Annotated in this window: 16 protein-coding genes; 11 read left to right on the top strand and 5 right to left on the bottom strand. The window is 70.5% G+C overall.

Features of this window, described 5'->3' with window-relative positions; genetic code table 11:
• Positions 1–39 precede the first annotated feature (39 nt).
• The 4 genes from VYI76_RS09600 to ybaL form a co-directional block, all read right to left on the bottom strand.
• Positions 40–1,233, bottom strand: a complete 1,194-nt coding sequence (locus VYI76_RS09600; protein ID WP_326524530.1) for a molybdopterin molybdotransferase MoeA — start codon at positions 1,231–1,233, stop codon at positions 40–42.
• A gap of 76 nt (positions 1,234–1,309) precedes the next feature.
• On the bottom strand, positions 1,310–2,404 hold the full coding sequence (locus tag VYI76_RS09595) for a hypothetical protein (protein ID WP_326524529.1): 1,095 nt from the start codon (positions 2,402–2,404) through the stop codon (positions 1,310–1,312).
• Positions 2,405–2,464: 60 nt separating this feature from the next.
• On the bottom strand, positions 2,465–3,469 hold the full coding sequence (locus VYI76_RS09590) for a glycosyltransferase family 2 protein (RefSeq protein WP_326524528.1): 1,005 nt from the start codon (positions 3,467–3,469) through the stop codon (positions 2,465–2,467).
• Positions 3,470–3,518: 49 nt separating this feature from the next.
• Complete coding sequence (gene ybaL / locus VYI76_RS09585; RefSeq protein WP_443018942.1) at positions 3,519–5,111, bottom strand: YbaL family putative K(+) efflux transporter; 1,593 nt, start codon at positions 5,109–5,111, stop codon at positions 3,519–3,521.
• Positions 5,112–5,325: 214 nt separating this feature from the next.
• Between ybaL and ahcY the strand changes: the two genes are divergently transcribed.
• The 9 genes from ahcY to VYI76_RS09540 all read left to right on the top strand — a co-directional run bounded on the left by ahcY (position 5,326) and on the right by VYI76_RS09540 (position 18,773).
• Positions 5,326–6,747, top strand: coding sequence for an adenosylhomocysteinase (ahcY, locus tag VYI76_RS09580; protein WP_326524526.1), 1,422 nt, complete (start codon positions 5,326–5,328; stop codon positions 6,745–6,747).
• Between the two features lie 138 nt (positions 6,748–6,885).
• Positions 6,886–9,225: a sensor histidine kinase gene (locus tag VYI76_RS09575; RefSeq protein ID WP_326524525.1), complete on the top strand. Its 2,340-nt coding sequence runs from the start codon at positions 6,886–6,888 to the stop codon at positions 9,223–9,225.
• 137 nt (positions 9,226–9,362) lie between these two features.
• A complete protein-coding gene (tsaE, locus tag VYI76_RS09570) occupies positions 9,363–9,806 on the top strand; it encodes a tRNA (adenosine(37)-N6)-threonylcarbamoyltransferase complex ATPase subunit type 1 TsaE (protein WP_326524524.1) in 444 nt (147 codons plus the stop codon).
• Positions 9,803–10,768 carry an aminoglycoside phosphotransferase family protein gene (locus VYI76_RS09565; RefSeq protein WP_326525082.1) on the top strand — a complete coding sequence of 322 codons (966 nt, stop codon included), beginning with the start codon at positions 9,803–9,805 and terminating at the stop codon, positions 10,766–10,768. The genes tsaE and VYI76_RS09565 overlap by 4 nt, the downstream gene beginning before the upstream one ends.
• Positions 10,765–11,523 carry a nucleotidyltransferase family protein gene (locus VYI76_RS09560; protein WP_326524523.1) on the top strand — a complete coding sequence of 253 codons (759 nt, stop codon included), beginning with the start codon at positions 10,765–10,767 and terminating at the stop codon, positions 11,521–11,523. The genes VYI76_RS09565 and VYI76_RS09560 overlap by 4 nt, the downstream gene beginning before the upstream one ends.
• Positions 11,516–14,449, top strand: a complete 2,934-nt coding sequence (addB, locus tag VYI76_RS09555) for a double-strand break repair protein AddB (RefSeq protein WP_326524522.1) — start codon at positions 11,516–11,518, stop codon at positions 14,447–14,449. Before VYI76_RS09560 ends, addB begins: the two co-directional genes overlap by 8 nt.
• On the top strand, positions 14,436–17,861 hold the full coding sequence (addA, locus tag VYI76_RS09550; protein WP_326524521.1) for a double-strand break repair helicase AddA: 3,426 nt from the start codon (positions 14,436–14,438) through the stop codon (positions 17,859–17,861). The genes addB and addA overlap by 14 nt, the downstream gene beginning before the upstream one ends.
• Positions 17,862–17,913: 52 nt before the next feature.
• Positions 17,914–18,237: a thioredoxin gene (gene trxA / locus VYI76_RS09545; protein WP_326524520.1), complete on the top strand. Its 324-nt coding sequence runs from the start codon at positions 17,914–17,916 to the stop codon at positions 18,235–18,237.
• Positions 18,238–18,353: 116 nt separating this feature from the next.
• Positions 18,354–18,773 carry a hypothetical protein gene (locus tag VYI76_RS09540; protein ID WP_326524519.1) on the top strand — a complete coding sequence of 140 codons (420 nt, stop codon included), beginning with the start codon at positions 18,354–18,356 and terminating at the stop codon, positions 18,771–18,773.
• Between the two features lie 4 nt (positions 18,774–18,777).
• Here the strand turns inward: VYI76_RS09540 and argJ are convergent, their stop codons facing one another.
• Positions 18,778–20,004 carry a bifunctional glutamate N-acetyltransferase/amino-acid acetyltransferase ArgJ gene (gene argJ / locus VYI76_RS09535; RefSeq protein ID WP_326524518.1) on the bottom strand — a complete coding sequence of 409 codons (1,227 nt, stop codon included), beginning with the start codon at positions 20,002–20,004 and terminating at the stop codon, positions 18,778–18,780.
• 95 nt (positions 20,005–20,099) lie between these two features.
• Between argJ and VYI76_RS09530 the strand changes: the two genes are divergently transcribed.
• Both VYI76_RS09530 and VYI76_RS09525 read left to right on the top strand, forming a co-directional pair.
• Positions 20,100–20,513, top strand: coding sequence for an energy transducer TonB (locus VYI76_RS09530; protein ID WP_326524517.1), 414 nt, complete (start codon positions 20,100–20,102; stop codon positions 20,511–20,513).
• 117 nt (positions 20,514–20,630) lie between these two features.
• Positions 20,631–20,885: a hypothetical protein gene (locus tag VYI76_RS09525; protein WP_326524516.1), complete on the top strand. Its 255-nt coding sequence runs from the start codon at positions 20,631–20,633 to the stop codon at positions 20,883–20,885.
• Positions 20,886–20,952: the final 67 nt, after the last annotated feature.

Genomic DNA, 20,952 nt, shown 5'->3' with positions numbered 1-20,952 from the left:
GAACAGACAACGAACGTCTATGGTTTGTTCTCCGGCCTGTCAACCCAGCGGAACGATCTCCGCCATGTCGCCCGCAGCAGCGGCGTGCGCATGGGGTCTGCGAAGCACAAGGCACGTCGCGCGTGCGAGGGTGCGCAGCATCGAGCTGTCCTGGATCGCGGCGACGAAGGCCCGGCCGTCGCGCAACTCGGCGCGCAGATAGTCCTCGCGGTGATCGTTGGCCGGCAGCGGCTCGCCGAGCGGCACGCGGAGCGTCGGCGGGAACGGAGCGCCCGCGCCCGCGAGGTGGCGGACGAGCGGTTTGACGAAGATCTCGGTGGTGACGAACGCCGACACCGGATTGCCCGGCAGGCAGACGACCGTCGCCCCGCCCAGCCGGCCGGCCATCATCGGCTTGCCCGGACGCAGCGCGATCCGCCAGAAATCGATCACCGCGCCGGCATCCTCCAGGGCGGGCCGGACGAGGTCATGGTCACCCACCGACGCGCCGCCGGTCGTGACGATCACATCGGCGTCGACGGCGCGAAACGCCGCCGCCAGCGTGTCGCGCCGGTCGGGCAGGATGCCCATGTCGACCAGGTCGACCGGCAGGCCGGCGAGCTGCGCGGCGATCATCACGCCGTTCGATTCGGGAAGCTCGCCGGGGCCGATCGCAGCGCCGGCCGGGCGCAGTTCGTCGCCGGTGGCGGCGATGGCGACGCGGACGCGGGCGCGAACCGGCACGGTGGCGTGGCCCCCGATCGCCGCGACCGCGAGGCGCGCGGGGGTGAGGAGATCACCCGCATTCACCAGCACATCGCCCACTGCGAAATCGAGCGCCCTTCGGCGGACGTTGCGGCCGGGATGGGCGGGGCCGTCGCCGGTGACGGTGACGCGGTCGCCACCGGCGTGCGCCGTGGTGCGCTCGGCTTCCTCCTGCACCAGCACGCAATCCGCGCCCGCCGGCATCGCGGCGCCGGTGAAGATTCGCACGGCCTCGCCCGGCGCGAGCTCGCCGGCGAAGGGGCGCCCCGCCGCGCTTTCGCCGATCAGACGCAAGGGACCCGGCAGGTCGGCGTGGCGGATCGCATAGCCGTCCATCGCCGACAGGTCCGTATCGGGCTGGGTCCGCAGTGCCACTATGTCGGCCGCGGCATAGCGGCCCGCGGCGGCGGCGAGCGGCAGCACCTGCGGCGTGAGCGGGACCGCGAGCGCGAGAAGGCGGTGCCGGGCTTCGGCGACGGACGTCAGCATCGGTGCGCTTCTGCGTCGCGCACCGCTGCGACACAAGCGGCGGCGCGACACCGGCCCCCAATCCGTGCCGGACCGGTCAGAAGTCGCAGCCGGACGTCGATCCGCGCGCCGGATGGCGGCCGTCGAGGGTGACCCAGGCATCGTAATAGCTCATCATGCTGCCGAGCGGCGCGGTCTGCTGTTCGAGCGTCAGGGTGAAGCGGCCACCCGCCGGGGTCACGCCGGCATAGCTGCGCGTGCCAGCGCCCACGCCGGTCTTCTCGCACGCCGTCTCGGTCACGGTCGCGCCGCGCTCGCGCATCGCCTGGGGGATGTCATACGGGATCTCGGCGGCCTGCTTCGCCCAGTTGACGCCGATCTTTTCGGGCTGGGCGCGGCCGGCGATCGTCACCTCGAGGCTGCCGAGCCGGCCGGTGGCCAGCGCCGAGGAATGGGGTGCCCAGGTGACGCCGCTCATCTGCTGGCGGAGCGCCGCCAGCGAGGGCCGGGCGGCGGACGGGGCGGGGATCGCGGCAAGCAGGCGCGCGGCGGCCGGGCCGGCGGCGACGACATGGCCCCAGCGCGTGCGGCATTCCTGGTCCGCCCAGCGCGCCGCGCTCGCATCGCGCCGGACGAGATCGGCGCGGCAACGGGCGAGGAACGCTGCCTCGCCCGCTGCGGCGGGCGTGGCGGGCGGAGGTGCCTCGGCGGCCTGGGTGGCGTCGCCGAACCCCGATCCGTTCCACGCGAGTTGCGTCGCGCAGCGCGCGCCTGGGGCGGCGCCGGCACCGCAGGCCGCGCCGCTGCGCGCCACCTGAAGCTTCACCGGCGTGCCCGCGACTATGCGATAGGCGAGCACCCGCTCCGCATAGTGACGACGGGCGACGTTGGCGCGATCGGTCACCAGCAGCTCGATCGTCGCCTGGCCTTCGTTGCGGAACAACGCCGGCCGCCCGGTACAGGCATAGTCGCCCTCCGACACCAGATAGTCGAGCAGCCCGTCGCCGGTGAAATCCTGTGCGAACACGTAGCGGGCGGAGCCGGGGCGTCCTCCCGCCGCGACGCAACGGGCGTCGAGCGCGCGCATCTGCGCCAGCACCAGGGCCGGCAGGGGCGGGCGCGTCTGGGCCGACGCGGCGAAGGATGCGAACAGCGCGATCGCGGTCGCACCCGGGATGAGCAGGCGACGCATGAGCGACCATTATGCCTGTGGAACGATTCGGGCAATCGCCGGCCCGGCCACGGGGGCTGTTCAGCCGGCGAGCTGGCTTCGGATCGCGTCGAGGTTTTGCCGGGCGAGAAAGCTGCCGCGCCCGGCGACGCTGCCGTCGAGATCGGGCCGGTCGCCGATCGCCAGGCAGCGTTCCCAGGCGGCGGTGGCGAGCGGAAGCCACTGGCCGAGCGCGCTGGCGGGTTCGGTGATCGCGAGATCGAGCGCGAGGTTGCCGACCGCGAAGAAGAAATCGGGCGAATCGTCCCAGTCGGGCATCTGCGCCTCGGCCAGTTCCATCGCCTCGATCGCCCGCCCGGCCTGGCCGAGCGTATGGAGGCGGCGGACGGTGAGGTCGTGGCGCCAGCTGTCGCCCGCGCGGGTGCCGGTGGCGGCGCGTTCGTACCAGTCGGCGGCGTCGGCATGATCGCCGGCAACTTCGGCATCGCGGCCGAGCTGGTAGCGGATGTACGGATCGCCCGGTCGGTCGGCGAGATCGAGAAGCAGCAGCGGGCGGTTGCGCGCGCTCTTTTCCCCCAGGCGGACGTCGCGGTAGCCGTCGTGATCGCAGGCGATCGCGGTGCGTTCGCGCGGCAGGTCGGACAGCGGCTGTTCATGGACGCGCCCGGTATAGCGGACGTCGCGTGGCAGCAGGCGGGTGACCCAGCTGGTATCGGTCGCGGTGCCGCCGCCGGGCTGGTCGAAACTGCTGCGGATCGCGATGCGGCCGAGGCGGGGCGGGGCCGCGCACCAGTCACGGATCGCCTCGCCGCCCGCGACCAGAGTCTCGTCGGCGTCGAGCATCAGCGCCCAGTCGGCGTCGGCCAGGTCGAGCAAATGGTTGCGCGCGGCGGCGAAATCGTTCGGCCAGGCGAGGTGGTGCAGCTCGGCCCCGGCCTGTTCGGCGATGCGCGGGGTGGCGTCGGTCGATCCGGTATCGAGCACGACGATGCGATCGACGTGCGGCGCGACGCTGGCGAGGCAGCGGGCGAGGCAGCGTTCCTCGTTACGGACGATCAGGGTCGCGGCGATGACGGGGCGGGACATGATGCCTCGTGTCGCCGAGTCATGGTTAATTTGGCGTTAGGTCGGATGCTCAGGCGCCGATCAGCGCCTGGTCGATCATCCGGCGGGCGATCTCGCGTTCGCCCATGATCGCCATGTTGGCGCCGCGTTTCTCCAGATGCTCGACCTCCGCATCGTGATGGGCGCGGGCGACGATGCGGAGATTGGGATTGAGCGACCGCGCCTGTTCGACGATCTGCCCCGCCTCGAACGCGTTGGGGATGGCGACCAGCAGCAGGCGGGCGTCGGCGATGCGTGCGCGGACGAGGATCTCGCGATCGACGGCATTGCCGACGATCATCTCGATATTGTCGGCGGTGGCGGCTTCTCCAGCGTCGCGTTCGGTCTCGATCACGGTCAGCCGGTGCTGGGTCTGGCCGAGCTGGCGGACGACGAGCGAGCCGACGCGCCCGCGTCCGACCAGCACCATGTGGCCGGCCTGGGCGGCGGGCTCGACCGGGCTGATCGCGTGATCGCCCTCGCCGGGGATCAGGCGGCCGCCGAACCTGTCGACCAGCCAGAACACCAGCGGGTTGAGCATGATCGACAGAATCGCGCCGGCCAGGATCAGGTCGCGCCCATCGGGCGGCAGGACGGCGAGCGCGACGCCCATTGCGGCCAGGATGAACGAGAATTCGCCGATCTGCGCCAGGCTGGCCGAAATGGTCAGCGCCGTTTTCGCCGGATGGCCGAAGGCGCGAACGATCGCGAAGGCGGCGATGCTCTTGCCGATGATGATGATGCCCAGCGTGCCGAGCAACGGCAGCGTGTCGGTGACGAGGATCGCCGGGTTGAACAACATGCCGACCGACACGAAGAACAGCACCGCGAAGGCGTCGCGCAGGGGAAGCGTCTCCTCCGCCGCGCGCTGGCTGAGCGGGGATTCGGCGAGGATCATGCCGGCGAAGAAGGCGCCGAGCGCGAACGACACGCCGAACAGCATCGTGGCGCCCGCGGCAACGCCGAGCGCGATCGCCAGCACGGCGAGGCGGAACAGTTCACGGTTGCCCGAATGCGCGACGATGTGGAGCAGCCACGGCACGAAGCGGCGGCCGACCACCAGCATCAGCGCGACGAAGGCGACGACCTTGCCCAGCGTGACGACCAGCGACCAGCCGAGATCTGCGCCGCTGGCCCCGGCGAGGGCCGGGATCATGACGAGCGCGAAGACCATCACCAGATCCTCGACGATCAGCCAGCCGACGGCGATGCGCCCGCGTTCGGTGTCGAGGATCTTGCGGGCCTGCAGCGCCTTGAGCAGCACGACGGTGGAGGCGACCGACAGCGCGAGGCCGAACACCAGCCCGCCGGCGAGCGACCAGTCGAGCAGCCAGGCGAGCCCTGCCCCGAGCGCGGTGGCGACGCCGATCTGGACGAGCGCGCCCGGCACTGCGATCCGCTTCACCGCCATCAGGTCGCGCAGCGAGAAATGCAGGCCGACGCCGAACATCAGCAGGATCACGCCGATTTCGGCCAGTTCGTTCGCCAGTCGCTGGTCCGCGACATAGCCCGGGGTGAACGGCCCGACCACGACGCCCGCGAGCAGATAGCCGAGCAGCGGCGACACGCGCAGCCGGGTGGCGATCATCGCCAGCACGAAGGCCAGAACCAGGCCGGCGACCATCGTGCCGATCAGGGGAGTCACATGGGTGGCGTGCAGAAGGGTGTCCTTTGATCGGGTGGCCTGACCTGAATAAGAACTGGTGCGCCCGTGACAACCTGCCTCCGGTCGATTTCGGACTTCCGGCGGCGATATAAAGATATCTTTATATTTGATCCCGTGCCGCTTCCCGGCTAGGGGCGCCGTATCCATTCCAGTTTCGCAAGGATTTTGAGCCGTGGCCACCGCCCCCGCCATCGAGAAGACCGATTACGTCGTCGCCGACCTGTCCCTCGCCGAATTCGGCCGTCGCGAGATCGAGATTGCCGAGACCGAGATGCCCGGCCTGATGGCGCTGCGCGAGGAATTCGGCGCGGCCCAGCCGCTGAAGGGCGCGCGCATCACCGGTTCGCTGCACATGACGATCCAGACGGCGGTGCTGATCGAGACGCTGACCGCGCTGGGCGCCGACGTGCGCTGGGCGACGTGCAACATCTTCTCGACCCAGGATCATGCCGCCGCCGCGATCGCCGCGACCGGCGTGCCGGTGTTCGCGGTGAAGGGCGAGAGCCTGGCCGAATATTGGGACTATGTCGGCGACATCTTCAACTGGGGCGCTGATGGCGACGGTACGACCGCCAACATCATCCTGGACGACGGTGGCGACGCGACGATGTTCGCGCTGTGGGGCGCGAAGCTCGAGGCTGGCCAGACGCTGGGCGAGCCGGAGAATGACGAGGAAGTCGAGTTCCAGCGCGCGCTGAAGGCCTTCGTCGCGAAATATCCGGGGTATTTGACCGAGACGGTCAAGAACCTGAAGGGTGTGTCGGAAGAAACGACCACCGGCGTCCACCGCCTGTACGAGATCGCCAAGAAGGGCGAGCTGCCGTTCCCGGCGATCAACGTCAACGACAGCGTGACCAAGTCGAAGTTCGACAACCTCTATGGCTGCAAGGAATCGCTGGTCGACGCGATCCGCCGCGCGACCGACGTGATGCTGGCCGGCAAGGTCGCCTGCGTCGCGGGCTTCGGCGATGTCGGCAAGGGTAGCGCCCAGTCGCTCCGCAACGGCGGCGCCCGCGTTCTGGTGACGGAGATCGACCCGATCTGCGCTCTGCAGGCGGCGATGGAGGGCTTCGAGGTCGTGACGATGGAAGAAGCGGTGCAGCGCGCCGACATCTTCTGCACAGCGACCGGCAACGCTGACGTCATCACCGCCGATCACATGAAGGCGATGAAGCCGATGGCGATCGTCTGCAACATCGGACACTTCGACAGCGAGATCCAGATCGCCGCGCTCAGCAACTATGAGTGGACCGAGGTGAAGCCGGGCACCGACCTGGTGAAGTTCCCCGACGGCAAGCAGATCATCGTGCTGGCCAAGGGCCGGCTGGTGAACCTGGGCTGCGCGACCGGCCACCCATCGTTCGTGATGTCGTCGTCGTTCACCAACCAGACGCTGGCGCAGATCGAGCTGTGGACCAAGGGCGGCGAATACCAGAACCAGGTCTATGTCCTGCCCAAGCACCTCGACGAGAAGGTGGCGGCGCTGCATCTCGAGAAGCTCGGCGTGAAGCTGTCGAAGCTGACGCCCAAGCAGGCCGGCTACATCGGCGTGCCGGTGGAAGGGCCGTTCAAGCCGGATCACTATCGCTACTGATCGCGCGCGATCGATCGCATCGGGAAGGCGGGTGGTCGCAGGCGCGACCGCCCGCCTTCTTTTTGTCGGCTCGGTGCTTTTCGAAGGCCCCGCATCTCGCCTAAGGACATGGGCGATGTCCGGGCCGCTTACCGCTCCATGATCGTGATCTCGACGACCACCGCGCTGCTGGCGGGCGGCGTGCTCGCGCTGCTCGTGGCCGGTGCGGGCTGGGCGCTGTTCGCCGGGCTTGCCATGCGCGGGACGGCGCGGGCCGGGCAGGCAGAGGGAGCGCGCGTCGCGGCGTTGCTCGGCGCGGCACCGGTACAGGCCGCGATCGTGCGGGGCGACGGGCGGATCGAGCTGCCGCCGCGCGTGACCGACTGGCTGGGGCTGCGTGGCGAGGCGCGATACCTGACCGACCTGACCGGGCCTGACGAGGGTTTGCTGCCCGCCGACGGCGCGGAGCTGGCCGCCGCGGTCAACGCCGCGCAGCGCGCGGGCAAGCCGTTCCGCATCATGGTGTCGGCGCGGGGGGCGGCCGACCGGCTGGTCGTATCGGGCGTCCGCGCGCCTGAGGCGCTGCTGGCGCCCGGCGGCGTCGTGCTGTGGTTCGCCGATCAGAGCGACAGCGAACGCGAGATCGAACGGCTGACCGAGGGCGGCGCCGACCTGCACGAGGCGTTCGAGGCGCTGGCCGGGCTGATCGAGGCTGCGCCGATGCCGATGTGGTATCGCAACCGCGACCTGGCGCTGACGATGGTCAATTCGGCTTATGTTTCCGCCGTCGAGGCGCCGGACGCGCGGGCGACCATCGATCGCGGGCTGGAACTGGTCGAGGCATCGGGAATGGGCGGGCCGCTGGCCAACGCCGCGATCGCGCGCGAGACCGGGCGGCCGCAGATGGCGGCGGTGCCGGCGACGATCGGTGGAGCGCGGCGCACGTTGCGCATCTACGACGTGCCGTTGCCGACCGGCGGGGTCGCGGGTTTCGCGATCGACATCGACGAGCTGGAACAGGCGCGCAGCGGCATCAAGCGGTTCGCCGAGGCACAGCGTGCGATGCTCGATCGCCTCTCGGCGGGCGTGGCCCAGTTCGCGCCGGACCGCAGCCTGGCGTTCTGCAACCAGCCGTTCCGCCGCATCTTCGCGATGAGGGACGAATGGCTGCGCGACCGCCCCGAGTTCGACCGTGTGCTGGAACGGATGCGCGAGGCCAAGCGCCTGCCCGAGGTGCGCGATTTCCCGGCGTGGAAGGCGGAACGGCGCGACTGGTTCCTGAGCGCGGCCGAACAGGAGGAGGCCTGGCACCTGCCGGGCGGCGTCCACCTGCGCGTCGTCGCCCAGCCGTTGCCCGACGGCGGATTGCTGGCGATCTTCGAGGACCGGACCGAGCAGGTCCAGCTGGCAAGCGCGCGCGACACGCTGCTGCGCGTGCGTACCGCGACGTTCGACAATCTGTTCGAGGCGCTGGGCGTGTTCGCCGCCGACGGACGGCTGCAGACTTGGAACCAGAAGTTCCGCACGCTGTGGGGCTTCGACGAGGACCTGCTGGCCAGCCACCCGCGCGTCGATGCGCTGGCGAAGGCGGCGGCGGCGAAGCTCGACAACCCGCAGCGCGCGGGGATGCTGGGCGATCTCGTGCGATCCGCGACGGTCGATCGCCTCAACCGGGCGGGGCGCTTCACCTTCGCCGACGGGCGCCAGTTCGAATTCGCCGCGGTGCCTTTGCCTGACGGCAACGCGCTGTTCACGATGTTCGACGTGACCGACAGCCGCCGGATGGAACGCGCGCTGCGCGACCGCAACGAAGCACTGGAGGAGGCCGATCGGGTGAAGACCCAGTTCGTCGCCAACATGAGCTATGAACTGCGCACCCCGCTCACCTCGATCAAGGGTTTCGCGGAGATGTTGCACGGCGGCTATGCCGGGGCGCTGAGCGATACCGCGACGGGCTATGCCGAGGCGATCCTGTCATCGGTCGAACGGCTGTCGATGCTGGTCGACGATGTGCTGGACCTGACGCGCGACGACGCGGCGGCGGCGCGCGAGCGGGTCGACCTGGAGATGCTGGCGGGCGGCGCGGCGCAGACGGCCGCGCCCGAGGCGCAGGCCAAGCGGATCACGCTGGCGGTCGAGGTGCTGGGCGCCGCCGGCACGGTGACGGGCGACGGCGAGCGGTTGCGCCAGGCCGTCGAGCATCTGTTGAGCCACGCCATCGCCGCGACGCCGCGCGGCGGCCGCGTGCTGTTGCACGTCGATGGTGATGCGCGCGCCGCGCGGATCGTGGTATCGGACAACGGCCCCGGCATGAGCAAGGCGGAGGCGGCGCGCGCATTCGATCGCTTCGCGACGCATGGTATCGCGCGCGACGGGGAGCGCGCGCTGGGGCTGGGGCTGCCGCTCGCCAAACGCTTCGTCGAGGCGCATGGCGGCAGCATCGCGCTTGTCAGCGAACCGGGCGCGGGTACGCTGGTGACGATCGAGCTGCCACGGTGACAACTGGCGCGACGATCCTCCCCTGCAAGGGGAGGTGGCGCGCGATACGCGCGACGGAGGGGTATCGCGCTCTCGATACGGGGACACCCCTCCGTCAGGCCTGCGGCCTGCCACCTCCCCTTACAGGGGAGGATTGATTGATCCTTTCCGACCCCGCCGCCAGCCACGACCTCGGCGCTCGCCTCGCCGCCGTCGTCCGCACGGGCGACGTGATCGCCCTGTCGGGGCCGCTGGGTGCCGGCAAGACCAGCATCGCGCGCGGGCTGCTCGCGGCGCTGGGGCTGGCGGGCGAGGCGCCGTCGCCCAGCTTCGCGATCGTCCAGCCCTATGACGTGCCCGAGGTGCGGCTGCCGGTGCTGCACGTTGATCTCTATCGTATCGTCGATCCGTCGGAGATTGACGAACTGGGCCTCGACGAGGCGCGGCAGGACATGGCGCTGGTCGTCGAATGGCCCGAGCGTGCGGGGCCGCGGGCGTGGCGGGACGCCCTGCGCCTGACACTGGCGATCGCGGACGACGGGACGCGGATGTTGACAGCGGCGGCGCCGCCGGGCTGGGAGGACAGATGGTCCCGGATATGAACCCGCCCGAAGCGGCGCCCGATTTCCTTGCGCAACTGGGGTGGGAGGATGCCGAGATCCTGCCGCTGGCCGGCGACGCGTCGTTCCGCCGCTATTTCCGCGCGGTGGGGCATGATCGCACCGCGATCCTGATGGACGCACCGCCGCCGCATGAAGACCCGCGCCCGTTCATCGCGATTGCCGAATGGCTCCACACGCGCGGCTTCGGCGCGCCGGCGATCCTGGGCAGCGACCTGGGGGCCGGACTGGTGCTGCTGGAGGATTTCGGCGACGCGCGGATGCGCGAGACGGTGGACGCCGCGCCGGAAAGCGAGCTGCGGCTGTACGAGGCGGCGGTCGACATCCTGATCCGCCTGCGCGATCATCCTGCCGCCGACGTGCCGGCCTATGACGCGGGCGTGCTGCACCGCGAGGCAGCGCTGCTGACCGAATGGTATTGCCCGGCGATCGGCGCCGATGTGGATGCCTCCGGCTATCGCGCGGCGTGGGACGCGGTGTTCGACCGGGTGGTCGCGGCGACGCCGGTGACGGTGCTGCGTGATTATCATGCGGAGAACATCATGCTGGTCGAGGGCGGCCTCGGCCTGCTCGACTTCCAGGACGCGCTTGCCGGGCATCCGGCCTATGACTTGGTTTCGCTGCTGCAGGATGCGCGCCGCGACGTTCACCCCGATCTGGAGGCCGCGCTGCTCGACCGTTATCTGCGCACGACCGGGGTGGGGGAGGAGTTCGTCACCGCCTATCATATCCTGGGCGCGCAGCGGAACGCGAAGATCGTCGGCATCTTCACGCGGCTGTGGCAGCGCGACGGAAAGCCGCGCTATCCGGGGCTGTGCCCGCGCGTCTGGGGCTATCTGAACCGCGATCTGGAACATCCCGCGCTGGCGCCGGTGAAATCGTGGTTCGACGCCAACCTGCCGGTCGAACGGCGCGGCGATCCGATGGCGCTGGCCGGGGCATGACCACGCGCACGATGGGGATCCGGCCCGATCCGGGCGGTCGCGTTCCCGAAACGGCGATGGTGATGGCGGCGGGTCTCGGCAAGCGGATGCGTCCGCTGACCGCGACACGGCCCAAGCCGCTGATCGAAGTGGCGGGCAAGCCGCTGATCGACCATGTGTTCGACCGGCTGCGCAGCGCTGGCATCGGCCGCGCGGTGGTGAACGTCCACTATATGGCCGACGCGCTGGAGGCGCATCTGAGGGCGCGGGCAAAGGGCATCGACGTGGTCGTGTCCGACGAGCGTCGGCGGCTGATGGAAACGGGCGGCGGGCTGGTCCAGGCGCGCGGCCTGCTGGGCGACGATCCGATCCTGTGCGTCAACAGCGACAATCTGTGGATCGACGGGCCGATCGACGCGATCCGCGCGCTCGCCGCGCGCTGGGACGGCGATGCGATGGACGCGCTGCTGCTGCTGGTGCCGCTCGCCCGCGCGCACAGCCATGGCGGCAAGGGCGATTTCCACATCGACGCGTTCGGCCGCATCGTCGGACGGCGCAAGCCGGGGCGGCTGGCGCCGTTCGTCTACACCGGCGTGCAGATCCTGCACCCGCGCGTGATCCGCGACTGGCCCGAAGGTCCGTTCTCGACCAATCTCTTCTGGGAACGCGCGATCGCGGCGGGCAGGGCGTGGGGCGTGGTGCACCAGGGCCTGTGGTTCGACGTCGGGACGCCGGTCGCGATCGGTGAGGCGGAAGCCGTGCTCGCCGATGGCTGACGGGCGTCGCCCCGGCCTCTACACCATTCCGACCCATCGGGCGTTCGCCGACGCGATCGCCGACGGCCTGATCCAGCGATATGGCGGCGGCGACGCTCTGGCGCTCGCGCGTGGGCTGGTGATAGTCCCCAACGATCGCGCGCGCCGCGCGATCACAGATGCGTTCGTCCGCGCGAGCGGCGGTGCGTTGCTGCTGCCGCGCATCGTGGGGGTCGGTGACGATGCGCTGGAGGAAGGCGTCGGCGCGCTGTTCGACCCGGCCGACGACGACGATCCGCCGCCGCCCGCCGTCGAGCCGCTGCGCCGCCGGCTGATGCTCGCGCGGCTGGTGCAGGATGCTGATCCCGCGCTCGACGCGGCGGAGGCGGTTCGGCTGGCCGGCGAACTCGCGCGGACGCTCGACCAACTGCTGGTCGAGGAGGTCGCGCCGCCACGGCTGCGCGACATCGCGCTGGCCGAGACGCTGTCGCGCCACTGGGAGCGCGCGCTGTCCAGCTTCGCGCTGATCCTCGATCGCTGGCCGGGCGAACTCGCGCGGATCGGCAGGATCGACGCCGCCGATCGCCGCAGGCGTTTGCTGGATCGGGTCGCCGCCGCGTGGCGCGCGGCACCGCCGGACGGGTTCGTCTGCGTGGCGGGCGTCACATCGGCGGCGCCGGCGATCGCGCGATTGCTGCGCAGCATAGCCGTCCTGCAGCGCGGCGTAGTGGTGCTGCCGGGGCTCGACCTGGCGATGGCCGACGCCGAATGGGACGCGCTGGGGCCCTTCGCGCCCGACCCAGCAACCGGACGCGCGCCGCGCGGTGAAGAGACGCACCCGCAATATCACCTCAAGCTGCTGCTCGACCGGATCGGCGCGGGGCGCGGCGAGGTGCGGACGTGGCGCGGCGACGGCGAGACCGATGCGACGCCCGCGCGCGGGCGGATGATCGTCACCGCGCTCGCCCCGGCCGAGTTCACCCATGACTGGGCGGCGCTGAAGCCGGGGCAGCGCAACCTGTCCGGTGTGTCGGCGATCGAGGCGGCGACCCCGGCGGAGGAGGCGCAGGCGATCGCGCTGGCGTTGCGCGAGGTGCTGGAAGTGCCGGGGCGGACGGCGGCGCTGGTCACCCCGGATCGCACGCTCGCGCGGCGGGTGTCCGCGCACCTGCGCCGCTGGGACGTGACGATCGACGATTCGGCGGGCCAGCCGTTGTCGCAGCTTCCGCCCGGCACGCTGCTGCTCGCGCTGGCCGAGGCGGCGGCGGGCGATTTCGCCCCGCTCGACCTGCTGGTGCTGCTCAAGCATCCGCTGGTCCGCGCGGGCGACGCGCGGCCCGCGTGGCTGGAAGGCGTGCGCGCGCTCGACCTCGCGCTGCGCGGCCCGCGACCGCCGGCGGGGCTTGCTGGGCTTGATACGCATTTCGCGGAGGCCGGCGGCGCGGCAGCGGAAGGATGGCCCGCGATTTCGGCGGTGCTCGCTCCGCTGGAGGCGACGTTCGGCGCGGCATCGGCGCGGCTGCCCGACCTGCTCGACGGCCTTCGCGCCGCCGCGAGCGCGCTGTGCGGCGATGCGCTGTGGGCTCGGGCGGAGGGACGCGCGGCGGCCGAACTGATCGCCGAACTCGAAGCCAGGGCGCCCGAGGGGCCGGCACGGGTCGCACCCGGCGTGCTGCCGGCGCTGCTGCGCACCGTGATGGACGAGATCGCGGTGCGCCCGCCGCAGGGCGGCCACCCGAGGCTGGCGATCTACGGCCTGATCGAGGCGCGGCTGCAATCGGCGGACCTGATGATCCTTGCGGGGCTTAGCGAGGGCGTCTGGCCGGCACTTCCGGCACCCGACGCGTGGCTGGCGCCGCGCATCCGCGCCGAACTGGGCCTGCCGGGGCTCGACGCGCGGATCGGGGTAGCGGCGCACGACCTGGCGAGCGGGCTGGGCGCGCCGCGCGTGCTGCTGACGCGGGCGCGGCGCGACGCCCGGTCGCCGACGATCGCCTCGCGCTTCTGGCTGCGTCTGCGCGCGCTGGCGGGCGAGGGGTGGGTGGAAGCCTCCGACCTGAGCGACTGGGCCCGGCGGCTGGACCGTGCGGGCGTTCCCGAGCCGGCCGGACGACCGCAACCGGTGCCGCCGCGCGCACGGCGGCCCGATCGCATCGCCGTGACCGACGTCGATCGCCTGAAGGCCGATCCCTATGCCTTTTACGCCCGCCGCATCCTGCGGCTGCGTCCGCTCGATCCGATCGATGCCGATCCCAGCGCGGCGTGGCGCGGCACGGAAGTGCACAAGATCCTGAAGGAAGCGTGGGAACAGGACGGGCTGGACGCCGCGAAGCTGCGCGCCCGCGCGGAAGGGTGGCTGGCGGACGCGCACCCGATGATGCGCGCGCTGTGGCAGCCGCGGCTGATCGAGGCGATCGACTGGATCGGGCGCCAGATCGCCGAGGACCGCGCCGATGGACGCGCGGTGATCGCGGTCGAGCGCAGGGGCGAGATCGCAATCGCGGGCGTGACGCTGAACGGCACCTTCGACCGCGTCGACCGGCTGGCCGACGGCAGCCTGGCGATCATCGACTACAAGACCGGCAAGCCACCCTCCACCGCCGCCGTGCGCGCGGGCTACAGCCTGCAACTCGGCCTGCTCGGGCTGATCGCGGAGCGCGGGGGGTATGAGGGGCTGAGCGGCCGCGCCGGCGATTTCGAATATTGGTCGCTGGGCAGGGGCAAGGACGGCTTCGGCTATGTCGCGCGGCCGGTCGATCCGGTGGGCAAGTACAACCGCATCGTGACGAGCGAGTTCGTTGGACTGGCCGAACGCAACTTCGCGGAAGCCGCCGGCAAGTGGCTGACCGGCGCGGAGCCGTTCACCGCCAAGCTGGTGCCCGAATTCGCGCCCTATTCCGATTATGACCAGCTGATGCGCCGGGACGAATGGTATGGCCGGGACTGAGCCGCGCGGTCGCATCCCGCCGCTGAAGGATGCGCAGGGGGCGGCGAGCGATCCCGCGCGCCATGTGTGGCTGTCGGCCAGCGCGGGGACGGGCAAGACGCAGGTGCTGTCGGCGCGCGTCTATCGCCTGCTGCTGCGCGGCGTACGGCCAGAGACGATCCTGTGTCTGACCTTTACGAAGGCGGGCGCGGCGGAAATGGCCGGGCGGATCAACGCGACCCTGGCGCGCTGGGTGCGCGAGGACGACGCGGTTCTGTTCCACGACCTGCAGGCGCTGGGCGAGCCCGGCGACCGCGACCAGCGTCGGCGCGCGCGTACGCTGTTCGCGCGGGTGCTCGATGCGCCGGGCGGCGGCCTGCGCATCCAGACGATCCACAGCTTCTGCCAGGGGCTGCTCGCCGGCTTCCCGGTCGAGGCGGGGCTGGTGCCGGGCTTCCGTCCGCTGGAAGCGCGCGAGGAAGCGGTGCTGGCGCGCGAGGCGCTGGCGGAGATGCTGGTCGCCGAACAGGCATCGGGGCGCGGCCGGCTGGTCGATGCGATCGGCGCGCTGTCGCTGCGGCTGGGGGAGGGCGGGGCGGAGGCGTTTCTGCTGGCGTGCGCGCGGGCGCCCGACGCGATGGCGGCACTCCCGACAGGCGACGTCGGCCCGTGGCTGCGTCGTGCGCTTGACCTGCCGGGCGGCGACGTTGCTGCATATGTCGCCGAACATTGTTCCGACGCGCTGTTCGATCGCGATGCGGTGCGCCAGACGATCGATGCCAATCTGGCGTGGGGCACGGCGACGGGGCAGGGCTTCGCGGCGACCGCGCAGGCGTGGCTCGATGCCGATCTCGCCGGCCGCGCGGCGGGGCTGGAGGCGCTGGCTGGCATCTTCGTCACCGGCAAGGGCGAGCCGCGCAAGGCCTCGGCCAAGCTGCTGGCGGTGATGCCGGATTATGCCGAGGTGGGTGCGGAAATCGCCGCACGGTGCAGCGATCTGCTCGGGCTGGTCGCGCGCGCGGGCTATGCCGATCTGCTGGCCGGCGCGCTGGAGGCGGGGCAGGCCTATGCCGCGACCTATGTCGCCGCCAAGCGCCGGCTGGGCACGGTCGATTTCGACGACCTGATCCGCGCCACCGTCGATCTGCTGGCACAGCCCGGCATGGGCGAATGGGTGCGCTACAAGCTCGATCAGGCGACCGATCACGTCCTGATCGACGAGGCGCAGGACACCAACCCCCGGCAATGGGCGATCGTCCGCTCGATCGCCGACGAATTCTTCGCGGGTGACGGCAGCCCGCGGACGATCGACCGCACCCTGTTCACGGTCGGCGACTACAAGCAGGCGATCTTCGGCTTCCAGGGCACCAGCCCGGTGTATTTCAGGGCCGCGCACCAGCATTTCGAACGGCGCAGCATCGCCGTCGACGACGAAGGACGCGAGGCGGTGCGGCTCGACACTTTGTCGCTGACCGCCAGTTTCCGGTCGACGCGGCCGGTGCTGGAATTCGTCGATGCGGCGATCGCCGAACTGCCCGAACCCGGCCTGGGGGTCGCCGACCGCGAACGCCACGCCAGCGAGGTGGCGGGGCCGGGCAGCGTCACCCTGTGGGCGCCGACGATGGCCGACGGCGGCACCGAGGCGGATGAGGAGGGCTGGGTCGACGATGCCACTCGCCTGCTCGCGAAACGGATCGCGCGTACGATCAAGGGCTGGATCGGCACGCTTCCACTGGAGAGCAAGGGGCGGATGCTGGCGCCCGAGGACATCATGGTGCTGGTCAAGCGGCGCGGCGAGCTGGCCGCGCTGATCGTCGCGCGCCTCTATGCGGAGGGCGTGCCGGTGGCGGGGGTGGACCGGTTGCGGTTGAACGCGCCGCTGGCGGTGCAGGATCTGCTGGCCGCGATCCGCTTCGTGCTTCAGCCGGACGACGACCTCAGTCTCGCCAGCCTTCTCGTCTCGCCGCTGATCGGGTGGAGCCAGGAAGAGCTGATGGCGGCGGCGATGCGCGACGGGCCGGTCAGCCTGTGGCGGCACCTGCGCGCCACGCAGGGCGAGGATCGACTGGAACCGCTGCGCGCGATGCTGGCGCGGGCGGATTTCACCACACCCTATCGGTTCCTGGAGGAAATGCTGTCGGGGCCGCTGGACGGGCGGCGCAAGCTGCTGGGGCGGTTGGGCGAGGAAGCGCGCGATCCGATCGAGGAACTGCTGGGCGCCGCGCTCAGCTTCGAAGGGAGCGCCACGCCGTCGCTGCAACGCTTCCTCGACTGGTTCGATCGCGGCGAGGTGGAGATCGTGCGCGATCCTTCGGCGCCGCTCGACGCGGTACGGGTGATGACCGCGCATGGGGCAAAGGGATTGCAGGCGCCGCTCGTCATCCTGGCCGACGCCACCGCCGATCCCGCCAATGCCCGGCGCGATATCGTGAAATGGCAGGTGGAGGGCGTCGATCTGCCGGTGTTCCGACCGCGCGCCGCCGAGCGCGCCGGATCGCCGCTCGACGCAGTGGTCGCCGAGGCGGAGGCGCGCGAGCTGGAGGAGCATTGGCGGCTGTTCTACGTCGCGGCGACGCGGGCGGAGGAGCGGCTGGTGATCGCGGGCGCGCTGGGCAACCGGCCGCTCAGCGCGAACAGCTGGCACGCGGCGGCTGGGCGTGCGCTCGACACGCTGGGCATCGCCGCGGACGAGGAGACGGGCGGGCGCACCTTCGTCGGCCGGGCGCCACAGCCGCCGGTATCGGCCCGCGAGCGCCGCCGCGCGATTGTCGCCGAAGCGCCGTTGCCCGACTGGATCGGCCAATCCGCGCCGCAGGAAGCGCGCCCCCCGCGCCCGCTCGCACCCTCGTCGCTGGGCGACGACGCAGTCGCCGATCCGCCGCCGACTCCCGCGATGCGCGCGGCGGCGGAGCGCGGGCGGTTGCTCCATGCGCTGTTCGAGCGGCTGCCTTCGGTGCCGCCCGAGCGGCGGCGGGCGGCGGCGCTGCGCTGGCTGGCCGGCGCGGGCGGGGTGGAGGATGAAGCGGCACGCGTGGAGATCGCGACGTCCGCCTGCGCGATTATCGCCGATCCCTCCTTTGCCGAACTGTTCGGGCCGGAATCGCTTGCCGAAGCGCCGATCGCCGCGACGGTGGGCGGCGCGGTGATCGCGGGTACGGTCGACCGGCTGGTTGTGACGCCCGACCGCGTCCGCATCGTCGATTTCAAGACCGGGCGGCGCACGCCGCTCGATCGATCCGAGATTCCCCCCTATCACCTCCGCCAGATGGCGGCCTATGCCGCGGCGCTGGCGGCGATTTTCCCCGGCCGTACCGTGGAGGCGGCGCTGCTCTATACCGCCGGTCCGCGCCTGTTCGTGCTGTCAGACGCCGATCTTGCCGCGCACAAGCCGGCATTGGCCGCGACGGAGCAAAGCTTGCCATCGCGCGCTTGAGACGGCGCGCGCGCGCCCCTAGATTGCGCCCACATCCAAGGAGACTGGCACGATGCCGACCAAGCAGATCACCGACGCGAGCTTCCACGACGACGTCATCAATTCGGACAAGCCGGTGCTCGTCGATTTCTGGGCCGAATGGTGCGGCCCGTGCAAGATGATCGGCCCCAGCCTGGAGGAAATCAGCGAGGAACTGGGCGAGCAGGTGACGATCGCCAAGCTGAACATCGACGACAACCCCGACGCGCCGGGCCGCTACGGCGTGCGCGGCATCCCGACGATGATCCTGTTCAAGGGCGGCAACCCCGCCGCGACCAAGGTCGGCGCCGAACCCAAGGGCCGGATCAAGGCGTGGCTGGAGGGTGAACTGGCGTGAGGATATGGGCGGTTGCGACTGTCGGTTGCGCCGCCCTTCTTACAAGTTCGCTCCGCGATAGTCCGCCTAAGCTGGTCCGCGGTGATTTCGCGTCGGAACGATCTTGGGCAGCATGGATGAAAAGATGCGCCCGGAGACAAGGCGGCGCGTTCGAAGAAGCGTACCGACAGTGTATCGGCTACTCGGCTCCCCGTGTTTTCACCGGCATCTATCTGGACGCGTTCGAAGGCCAGCAGTTCATCGAGGGTGCTGCGACTGACCCCCCATATATCGAGCCCGATCGCAAGATCTGGATGAATGTCGCGCTTCTACCTGCGACAGACAGGATTCGGCAGGTTCAGGAGCTTCAAGCCGATGCTACCCAAATCTGGACCGTGGAATTTGTCGGTCGAGTGTCCACCGCGCCGGGGTTTTTTGGGCATATGGGCGTATATGATGGCGAAGTCATCGCCGATCGCATTATTTCCGCGCGACTGCTGAAAACTGTCGATGGTTACGTTGGTCCGGATTTGCCGGTGCGAAACGAACAGCCTTGAAGGCTCAACTCCGATAATCCGCATTGATGCTGATGTAGCCATGTGTCAGGTCGCACGTCCACACGGTCGCGCGGCCGTCTCCCAGGCCCAGGTCCACGCCGATCGCGATCTCGTCACCCTTCAGGTGCGCGGCGACCGGCGCCTCATCATAGCCCTCCACCGCCAGCCCGTCGCGGGCGACCTGCGTCTCGCCGAAGCGGATCGAGAGGCGGTCGCGCTCCGCCGGTTCGCCGGCCTTGCCCACCGCCATCACCACGCGGCCCCAGTTGGCGTCCTCGCCGGCGATCGCGGTCTTGACCAGCGGCGAGTTGGCGATGCTCATTGCGATGCGGTGGGCCGAACGGTCGCTCTCGGCGCCCTCCACGGTGATCTCGATCAGCTTGCGCGCACCCTCGCCATCACGGACGACCAGTTGGGCGAGTTGCATGCACAGATCGGCGAGCGCGGCGGTGAAGGCGTCGGCGCCCGCGCTGTCCTCGTCCTCGATCGGCGCATTGCCCGCCGCGCCGGTCGCGAAGGCGAGCACGGTGTCGCTGGTCGATGTATCGCTGTCGACCGTGATGCACGAGAAGGTCCGGGTATTGACCGCCGACAGCGCCTTCTGGAGAAACTCCGGCGTGACGGCGGCGTCGGTGAAGACGAAGCCCAGCATCGTCGCCATGTCCGGCGCGATCATGCCCGATCCCTTGACGATCCCGACCAGTTCGACGCGGTGGCCGCCGACGATCGCGGATGCGGTCGCCACCTTGGCAAAGGTGTCGGTCGTCATGATAGTCTCGGCCGCCGCGATCCAGTCGCAGGGCGGCGCGGCATAGGCGGCGTCCAGACCGGCCTCGGCCCTGTCGATCGGCAACGGCACGCCGATCACCCCGGTCGAGGCGACGAACACGTCGGACGGATCGCAATCGAGATGCGCCGCGGTGCGCGCCGCGATCGCCTCCACCGCCGCGCGGCCGCGGTTGCCGGTGAAGGCGTTGGAATTGCCCGCGTTGACCACCAGCGCCCGCGCGCGACCGAGCACCAGCGCGCGGCGGCACCATTCGACCTCGGGCGAGGGGCAGCGGCTCTGCGTCAGCACGCCGGCGACCGCCGTTGCCGGTTCGAGCGTGATAAAAGTCAGGTCGCAGCGATCCCACGCCTTGTACCGCGCCCGCGCCACGCGGCGGGTGACGCCGGCGATCTCGGGCAGGGCGGGCAGGGTGGGGGGGGCGAGGGGGGAACGATCGGTCATGGCCTGCCCTCTACCGGGTTCGTGGTCGGGCGCAATTCCCGCTTCGCGCCGCATCCGTTCTCCAATAGAATGTTCAAAACCGCAGGGCTTTCGCAATGACCGGTCTTCTCGTCTTCTTCTCTGCGTTCATCGCCGCGCAAACCCCGCCGACACCGCATCGGCTCACCGGAGCCGACAACTACCCGCCCGATGCCCGTCAGCGGGGCGAGCAGGGGAGGGTGGACATGGTTTTGAAGGTGGATCCAAGCGGCAAGGTAACCAAATGCGAGACTACCGCGTCGAGCGGATCGAAGGTCCTGGACCGTGCGAGCTGCCGGTTTGTGACGGCCAAGGTGCGATACACGCCTGCAACCGATGCTGCTGGCGTTCGCATCAATGGAAGTGCCGCGTTTGCCATCCGCTGGGCGATCGGGTGCAATTCCAACCGTCCAGTCGACGAGTCCGAAATCATTTATGTCTGCACGGATCGCGCGACAGGCAAGTCTCAGCCGCGCGGGCGGATCGAGTAGAGCCGCGGCAACCTGCTTTGCCGATCCGAAGCTATTCGATACGTACCCCGTAGTAGCGGAATAGGTGGACGTCCCCGTCTCGTGAACCTATGTGCGGCGATTGAAGGAAAGCCCCGCTTGAACCTGTTCCTCCTCCTCACTGCGATGCTGTCGGCGCTGACCGGCGTCGGCCGGGCGGTCGATGCGCGGGCGCAGGCGGCGGTGGAGGCCAGCACCGGGGTCGTTCAGGCGGCACGGGCGGTGGCGCCCGCCGCCGTTCGCCGGATCGCCGCGCGGCCCGACGGTTATGTCGCGCCCGCGCCGCTCACGCTCGACCTGCGCCGCGCGCTCGACGTGGCGCGGGCGATCACGCCAGAGCGCCGGCGCGAATAGGACGCCGGCGGCGGCGCTGGCCGCCCCCTTCGATCGCCATGATTTCCGCGGCCCCGCGTGCGGCCGC

Origin of the sequence: Sphingomonas sp., assembly GCF_035910975.1 — a bacterium.
In the GTDB taxonomy this organism is placed as follows: domain Bacteria; phylum Pseudomonadota; class Alphaproteobacteria; order Sphingomonadales; family Sphingomonadaceae; genus Sphingomonas.
Note: the sequence above shows the minus strand (reverse complement) of the source record. Positions and strands in the feature narration are given on the sequence as shown.